This is a genomic window from Caulobacter sp. B11, assembly GCF_002737765.1.
Classification (GTDB): Bacteria; Pseudomonadota; Alphaproteobacteria; order Caulobacterales; family Caulobacteraceae; genus Caulobacter.
Genome location: NZ_PEGG01000277.1, coordinates 1 through 6,523, shown reverse-complemented (window position 1 = coordinate 6,523; position 6,523 = coordinate 1). Strand labels below are relative to the sequence as shown.

At 69.0% G+C, this 6,523-nt stretch carries 9 protein-coding genes and 1 pseudogene; 7 read left to right on the top strand and 3 right to left on the bottom strand.

The annotated features are described in order from the left end of the window. A pseudogene (locus tag CSW58_RS11000) lies at positions 1-191 on the top strand (amino acid permease); the annotation flags it as partial. Between the two features lie 103 nt (positions 192-294). Beyond that, complete coding sequence (locus tag CSW58_RS10995) at positions 295-1,014, top strand: MBL fold metallo-hydrolase (RefSeq protein ID WP_099447316.1); 720 nt, start codon at positions 295-297, stop codon at positions 1,012-1,014. 8 nt (positions 1,015-1,022) lie between these two features. Here the strand turns inward: CSW58_RS10995 and CSW58_RS10990 are convergent, their stop codons facing one another. Then, positions 1,023-1,475, bottom strand: coding sequence for an EF-hand domain-containing protein (locus CSW58_RS10990; RefSeq protein WP_161494602.1), 453 nt, complete (start codon positions 1,473-1,475; stop codon positions 1,023-1,025). Between the two features lie 131 nt (positions 1,476-1,606). Between CSW58_RS10990 and CSW58_RS10985 the strand changes: the two genes are divergently transcribed. The 3 genes from CSW58_RS10985 to CSW58_RS10975 all read left to right on the top strand — a co-directional run bounded on the left by CSW58_RS10985 (position 1,607) and on the right by CSW58_RS10975 (position 4,718). Next, a complete protein-coding gene (locus CSW58_RS10985) occupies positions 1,607-2,377 on the top strand; it encodes a response regulator (RefSeq protein ID WP_236627786.1) in 771 nt (256 codons plus the stop codon). Continuing rightward, positions 2,374-3,843, top strand: a complete 1,470-nt coding sequence (locus tag CSW58_RS10980) for an ATP-binding protein (protein ID WP_099447314.1) — start codon at positions 2,374-2,376, stop codon at positions 3,841-3,843. Before CSW58_RS10985 ends, CSW58_RS10980 begins: the two co-directional genes overlap by 4 nt. Before the next feature lie 119 nt (positions 3,844-3,962). Further along, the gene (locus CSW58_RS10975) at positions 3,963-4,718 is read left to right on the top strand and encodes a hypothetical protein (protein WP_099447313.1); all 756 of its coding nucleotides are present in this window, start codon (positions 3,963-3,965) and stop codon (positions 4,716-4,718) included. Between the two features lie 117 nt (positions 4,719-4,835). On the opposite strand, the gene CSW58_RS10970 is transcribed toward CSW58_RS10975, so the two are convergent. Further along, the gene (locus CSW58_RS10970; protein ID WP_099447312.1) at positions 4,836-5,498 is read right to left on the bottom strand and encodes a DUF1345 domain-containing protein; all 663 of its coding nucleotides are present in this window, start codon (positions 5,496-5,498) and stop codon (positions 4,836-4,838) included. 125 nt (positions 5,499-5,623) lie between these two features. Between CSW58_RS10970 and CSW58_RS14395 the strand changes: the two genes are divergently transcribed. Together CSW58_RS14395 and CSW58_RS10965 are read left to right on the top strand one after the other, a co-directional pair. Continuing rightward, positions 5,624-5,791 carry a hypothetical protein gene (locus CSW58_RS14395; RefSeq protein WP_201721645.1) on the top strand — a complete coding sequence of 56 codons (168 nt, stop codon included), beginning with the start codon at positions 5,624-5,626 and terminating at the stop codon, positions 5,789-5,791. Positions 5,792-5,800: 9 nt separating this feature from the next. Continuing rightward, positions 5,801-6,010, top strand: coding sequence for a general stress protein (locus CSW58_RS10965; protein WP_099447311.1), 210 nt, complete (start codon positions 5,801-5,803; stop codon positions 6,008-6,010). Positions 6,011-6,094: 84 nt separating this feature from the next. On the opposite strand, the gene CSW58_RS10960 is transcribed toward CSW58_RS10965, so the two are convergent. Next, positions 6,095-6,523: L-histidine N(alpha)-methyltransferase (locus CSW58_RS10960; RefSeq protein WP_143755176.1), on the bottom strand; the 429-nt coding region annotated here is incomplete at its 5' end.

Below are 6,523 nucleotides of genomic sequence, written 5' to 3'. Positions count from 1 at the left end.
TCATCCACGCGATGAACAACAACCCGCTGCCGCTGATGATTCTGGCGGGCTATGCCGCCGTCGGCGCGGTGGTCTATGCCGCCTATGGCTTCTGGCATTCCAAGCTGGCCAAGGGCATCGACATCACCGAGGACACCGAGATGAACTCGCCGGCCGAGGCCATGGGCCGCGGTGTAGACGACGTGAAATAGTCCACCGACGACGTCGAAAACGATCGAAGGCCCGGGAGCGATCCCGGGCCTTCTTTCGTGTCGGGCCTTCAGCCCCTATGTTGCCGGGCACAAGGAGTTCCCGTTGAGCCAGACCGAGCCCCCGATCCGCGCCGTCATCGCGCCGGTCACCCCGCTGCAGCAGAACTGCACCATCGTCTGGTGCGCCAAGACCCTGAAGGCCGCGATCATCGATCCAGGCGGCGAGGTCCCGCGGCTCATGCAGGTGCTGAAGGATCAGGGCCTGACCCTCGAGAAGATCTGGATCACCCATGGCCACATGGACCATGCCGGCGGCGCGGCCGAGCTCAAGCGCCTGACCGGTGCGCCGATCGAAGGCCCCCACCCCGACGACCAGTTCTGGATCGACCAGATCCAGATGACCGGCGAGCGCTATGGCATTCCCGAAGCCCAGAGCTTCGTGACCGATCGCTGGCTGGACGACGGCGACGTCGTGACCCTGGGCGAGACCCAGTTCGAGGTCATCCACTGCCCGGGTCACACGCCGGGCCATGTGATCTTCTTCCACCGCGAGGCCCGCTTCGCCCAGGTCGGCGACGTGCTGTTCCAGGGCTCGATCGGTCGGACCGATTTTCCCCGCGGCAATCACCAGGACCTGCTGGACTCGATCACCCAGAAGCTCTGGCCGCTGGGCGCGGACATCCGCTTCGTGCCGGGCCACGGCCCGATGTCGAGTTTCGGGGCCGAACGGCGCTCCAACCCCTATGTCAGCGACCTGGCCATCGAGGCGATGAGCATCGAGGGTCCTGACTTCCAGTCGCCCAAGAACACCTCGCCGGGCTAAGGCGGGGTCTAACCTCGGGGACCAGCGCCCAGGCCACGTGGCCGAAGGGACTGGGCCTCGGCAGGGTCAAGCCGGCCGTCGCCGTTGGCGTCAGCCTTGGCGAAGCGGAGCTTCTGGCCGGCGAGGACCTCGGCCTCGGTGATCCGGCCGTCCTGATTGACGTCCAGCCGCCAGAGCAGGCCGGGCGCGCCACCCTGGGCAGGGGGGCCGTCCGCGGAGGCCCGGCGGCCGGCCCGACCCTTGGCCATGCCTTCGCCCCGTTGGGACAGCTCAGCCTGATCAATGGCCCCGTCTTGATTGGCGTCCAGGCGCTTGAAGCGACGCTGGCCCTGGGCTTCGAACTCTTCGGCGGTGATGACGCCGTCGCCGTTCAGGTCGAGATTGCCCCGCCCGCCGCCGGGCCCGACCTGGGCAGTGGCGAGGGTGGGAGTGACGCTGAGCAGGAGCGTTGTGGCGGCCATGGCGAGGCTGGGAAAAGATCGAGGGGACATAGAACCTCCTGGAACGATTGCCGCCTCAATCGCATGGGCGCGTTGCATCGCTGTTTCAGACGTGAAATCCCCTGGCGACCGCAGCGTGGGAGGAGACTGTCATGGAGACTTCACACGAACCGGCCCTGATCGCCGCCAGCATCGATGCGCCCGAGCCCGCCGTCGGCGCGAGGATCCTGATCGTCGATGACGATCCGGGCATCCGCGACGTGGTCGCCGAGTTCCTGGGCCGCCACGGCTATGCGGTCGATACGGCCGCCGATTCGCGCGCCATGGATCAGGCCCTGGCCCGTGCGCCCGTCGACCTGGTGGTGCTCGACGTGATGCTGCCCGGCGAGGATGGCCTGGCCATCTGCCGGCGACTGTCGGCCCAGGATGGTCCGGCGATCATCATGCTGTCGGCCATGGGGGAAGAGACCGACCGCATTGTCGGCCTGGAACTGGGGGCAGACGACTATCTGCCCAAGCCCTGCAATCCGCGCGAACTGCTGGCCCGCATCCGCGCCGTGCTGCGCCGCCGGCAGGAGCCCCGCGCCGTCGACGACGGCATGGCGGCCGCCTGCGAGTTCGCCGGCTGGCGGCTGGACCTGGTGCGGCGTGAACTCCGCTCGCCGCAGTCGGTGGTCGTCAATCTGTCGACCGGCGAGTTCTCGCTGCTGCGCGCCTTCGTCGAACGCCCGCAACGCGTCCTGACCCGCGACCAGTTGCTGGACATGGCCCGCGGCCGGGAAAGCGACGCCTATGACCGGGCCATCGACGTCCAGATCAGCCGTCTGCGCCGCAAGCTGGATGATGGCGGCGGCGGCGAGCTGATCCGCACCATTCGCAGCGAGGGCTACATGTTCACGCCCAAGGTCGTGCGAACGCCATGAGCCCGCCCGCCCCCGCGGCGTCGCGCTCGGCGGCCCCGCTGTTCGTCCAGGCCCTGGGCCTGGTGATCATCACCCTGGTCGCCGCCCAGCTGATTGCCATCGTGGTGATCTTCACTCTGCCGCCGCCGCCGCCGGAGTTCTATCGACTCAGCGAGGTTTCGCGCGTTCTCAAGACCGGCGAGAGCGTGCAGGCCCGCGACGGCCGCATGCTGATTCTGCGCCAGCGCGGCGCCCTGGGGATGGGCCTGCCGGACAATCCCCGTCGCGCCGAGTTCAAGGCCGGGATCGGCAGGGCGCTGGACGTGCCCCCGTCCCGGATCGAGATCTTGACCGACAATGGCCCCCGCTTCTTCGTGCGCAGCCTGCGCCAGGACAAGCGCGGCGGCGAGGACCGTCGCGGCGGCGACCCCGGCGGTCCGCCGCCCGGGCCCGGAGGGCGTGGCGAGGGCCCGCCGCCCAATGCTGCTGACGGCCCCGGCCCCCGTAGCGGGCCGCGCCCGCCCGGCGGCCGCTTCGAAGAGCCGTTCATCTTCGGCGGCTTCAAGCTCGGGGTTCGCCAGGCGGACGGCCAGTGGATGGTGGTCGAGCCCAAGCCCGCCCCGCCCTGGCGCTTTGATTCCTGGCAGCAGCGCATCCTGCTGATCCTCGGGCTGTCGGTCCTGGCCGTGTCGCCCCTGGCCTGGCTGTTCGCGCGGCGGCTGTCGGGACCGATCAGCGCCTTCGCCGACGCCGCCGAACGCCTGGGCCGCGACCCGCGCGCGCCCCCGCTGGAACTGTCGGGCTCGGCCGAGGTGATCGCCGCCTCCAACGCCTTCAACATGATGCAGGCGCGGCTGCGTCGCTATGTCGAGGACCGCACCACGATGATCGGCGCGATCGCCCACGATCTGCGCACCCCGCTCACCCGCCTGCGCTTTCGGATCGAGGCGGCGCCCGACGATATTCGCGGCAAGCTGGCGGCTGATATCGATCAGATGGAGGCGATGATCTCGGCGGCCCTGGCCTTTGTTCGCGACACCACCCGTCCCGCCGACCGCACCCGGCTGGAACTGGCCTCGCTGCTGGAAAGCGTCATCGACGAGGTCGCCGAGACCGGCGGCGCGGCGGTGGTCGAGCGTGGCGAGAAGATCGTGATCAACGGCGATCCGCTGGCGCTCAAGCGGCTGATCGCCAATCTCGTCGAGAACGCCCTCAAATATGGCGGCTCGGCCCGGGGCCGGGTCTTCGCCGAGGCCGGGCAGGCGGTGATCGAAATCGACGACGACGGCCCTGGCGTGCCGCCATCGGAACTGGAACGGGTCTTCGAGCCCTTCTTCCGGGGCGAACCCTCGCGCAATCGCGAGACCGGCGGCATCGGCCTGGGCCTGGCGGTGGTGCGCTCCCTGGCCCGTGCCCATGGCGGCGACGTGATCCTGCTCAACCGTCCCGAAGGCGGACTGCGGGCGCGGGTGACCCTGCCGCTCTAGAATTGCGGCCAGGTTTGGTCCGGGCCCGACGCCTTTGTTGCGGCCCCGCAAAGCTTGGCAGAGGGCGCGACATCCGCCGGCAACGCGACCAGGCTTGATAGGCGGGGAAGGAGTTTTCCATGTCCCCTCTGAAGCTCGCGCTGGTCGCGGCCGGCGCCCTGACCCTGACCGCCTGCGCCGCCGGCCCGCCGCCTGGCGGCCCTGATCGTGGACCCGGCCGGGGCCCGGAACCGCGAGAGGACGGGCCATCCGCCCCGCGCCGGCAGATCTTCATCAGCCCGGCCGGCGAGCCGTTCCGAGCCGACGGCCAGGCCCCCTACCCCGTCGCCGCCTGGTTCAGCGGCGCCGACGCCGACCATGACGGGGTTCTGTCCCGAACAGAGTTCGTCGCCGATGCGCGTCGCTTCTTCGCGGTGCTCGACAGCAACCAAGACGCCGTGATCGACGGACCCGAGGTCTCGAACTACGAGTCGCGGATCGCCCCGGAGATCCTCGGCTCGATCGCGCCGGCCTCAAGCGGCGGCGCTCGCCCCCCGCGCGGCCCGGGCGGAGGCGACGGCCCAGGCGACGGACCGCGAGGCGGCGGCCGCGGCCGGGGGCTGGTCGGCGGGGCCCTGCAAGGCGCAGCGCCCTATGGCCTCATCGCCGAGCCCCAGCCGGTGATGGGCGCCGACGCCGATTTCAACCGCCGCATCACCCGCGACGAAGCCGAAAGGGCCGCCAAGGCTCGCTTCGCCCTGCTCGACCAGGACGGTGACGCGGTGCTGCGGCTCGCCGACCTACCCAGGACTCTGGTCCAGGCGGCGGTCGAGGGGCGCGGATCACGACGGGGTCTCGGGCGACAGGGCGGGCATCGCCCACCGCCACCGCGATAAGGGTCAGAGCGCGCTAGGCGAAACTATGTGCGCCTTCGCCGCCTCAACGCGCTCCAAGCTCCTGAAGATGGAGCCTTATTGTCCGGATCCGATGAGTCCCTCTGATCCGGAGAGGCTCTAGGCGCCGACCACCCCGGCGATGATGTTGATCCCCAGGGCCAGAACGGCGGTGTTGTAGAAATAGGCCGTGACCGCGTGGGCGATCACCAGATTGCGCAGGCGCGAGGTTCGCACCTCGTTGTCGGAGACCTGGAAGGTCATGCCGACGCCGAACGCCAGATAGATGAAGTCACGATAGGTGGTCGGGGCCTCGCCCGGAAAGCCGAATCCGCCCTTCGCGGCCCCATCGCCAAAGTGCCGGTGGGCATAGTGAAGGACGAACACCGACTGCAGCAGCGTCCAGGACAGGATCAGGGTCAGGACAGCGAAAGCCGCCGTAAGGCCCCGGGTCTCGCCGCTCGTTGATCGCGCATGGATCATCGCCGCGACCACGGCGCCGAGGCTGGCGATAACCGCCGCCAGGACGATGATCAGCAGAAGCGACGGCCCCTCATCCTCCTGGGCCGCGCGACGCCTGACATCGGGGCCTTTGGCGGTCAGGAACAGTCGCCAGAGCAGGGCGATATAGACCAGCGCCCCAAGGTCCCAGCCGATCAGGATGTGCGTGCTCACCGGCGCCGGCGCGCCTCGCGCCGCGGCCCAGGCAGCCAGCCCCGCCAGAAGGGCCACGGCCAGTCGCCAGTGGCGCCATAGCCGTTTGGCGTCGGTGACAGTCGCCATGTGCGGTCCTCCAATTTCGCCCTTTGGAGGGCGGTTCTAGCCGTGACAGGCGAAATTTGTCTTGGCCATCGGGTGAACCGATCGCGGCTTCACCGGTTACCTCTTGAGACAAGCAGGACAAAGCCATGACCGACCCCGACGCCCCGCCGCCCCTGGAACCGACGCAACCCGACTATCAGCCGGGCCAGACGCCCGACGAAGAGCCGATGCAGACCCCTCCGGTGGAGCCCGGCGACGACCGGCCCTACAGCGATGGTTCTGCTCCGTTCACACCTGTTACCAGTCCCGATTAGGAGCACCATATGGACCTCGAAAGCGAAAAGCCGCGCGGCCGCCGAGGCTTTGCCGCCATGGACCCGGACCGTCGCCGAGAGATCGCGCGCAAGGGCGGGGCCAGCGTTCCCAGCGAGAAGCGCAGCTTCGCCAAGGACCGGGATCTTGCCGCCAATGCCGGTCGCAAGGGCGGCTCATCGTCGCGCAGCGGCGGGCGCCCCACCGGCACGGATATCTGACGACCAGAGACCGCAGCTTGGGCTGGGCTGCGGTCGCTCACTTGACGCCCTCAGGCCCCAAGACTTGCGGCGGGCCTCTCGCCCTCACGCCGCCAGGGCGAAGACTCCAAAACGTGGCGCGTCGCTGAACCACTGCTCGACCACGCGCCATCCCGCCGTGACCGCCAGTTCGCTGAAAAGCTCAGGACGATATTTGTAGGAGTTTTCAGTGTGGATGGTCTCATCCGCCGTGAAGCTCACGACCCTGCCCGCGACGGTCGCCACCTGGTCCTTCAGGCTGACCAGGTGCATTTCCATCCGGCTCTCGATCGGGTTCCAGACCGCCCGGTGGCGGAACGCCGTCAGATCGAAATCGCCGCCGAGTTCGCGATTGATCCGGGCCAGCACATTGAGATTGAAGGCTGCCGTCACGCCTTGGGCGTCGTCATAGGCCGGGACCAGGATGTCTGGGCTCTTGGCGATGTCGACGCCGACGATCAGCATTGAGCCATCCCCGAGCAGTCGTCGCGCGCC

Bases quoted from the DNA above. Each gene is read 5' to 3' on its own strand.
- CSW58_RS10990 (WP_161494602.1), bottom strand. From the start codon at position 1,475: ATGGCCGCCACAACGCTCCTGCTCAGCGTCACTCCCACCCTCGCCACT.
- CSW58_RS10985 (WP_236627786.1), top strand. From the start codon at position 1,607: ATGGAGACTTCACACGAACCGGCCCTGATCGCCGCCAGCATCGATGCG.
- CSW58_RS10980 (WP_099447314.1), top strand. From the start codon at position 2,374: ATGAGCCCGCCCGCCCCCGCGGCGTCGCGCTCGGCGGCCCCGCTGTTC.
- CSW58_RS10975 (WP_099447313.1), top strand. From the start codon at position 3,963: ATGTCCCCTCTGAAGCTCGCGCTGGTCGCGGCCGGCGCCCTGACCCTG.
- CSW58_RS10970 (WP_099447312.1), bottom strand. From the start codon at position 5,498: ATGGCGACTGTCACCGACGCCAAACGGCTATGGCGCCACTGGCGACTG.
- CSW58_RS14395 (WP_201721645.1), top strand. From the start codon at position 5,624: ATGACCGACCCCGACGCCCCGCCGCCCCTGGAACCGACGCAACCCGAC.
- CSW58_RS10965 (WP_099447311.1), top strand. From the start codon at position 5,801: ATGGACCTCGAAAGCGAAAAGCCGCGCGGCCGCCGAGGCTTTGCCGCC.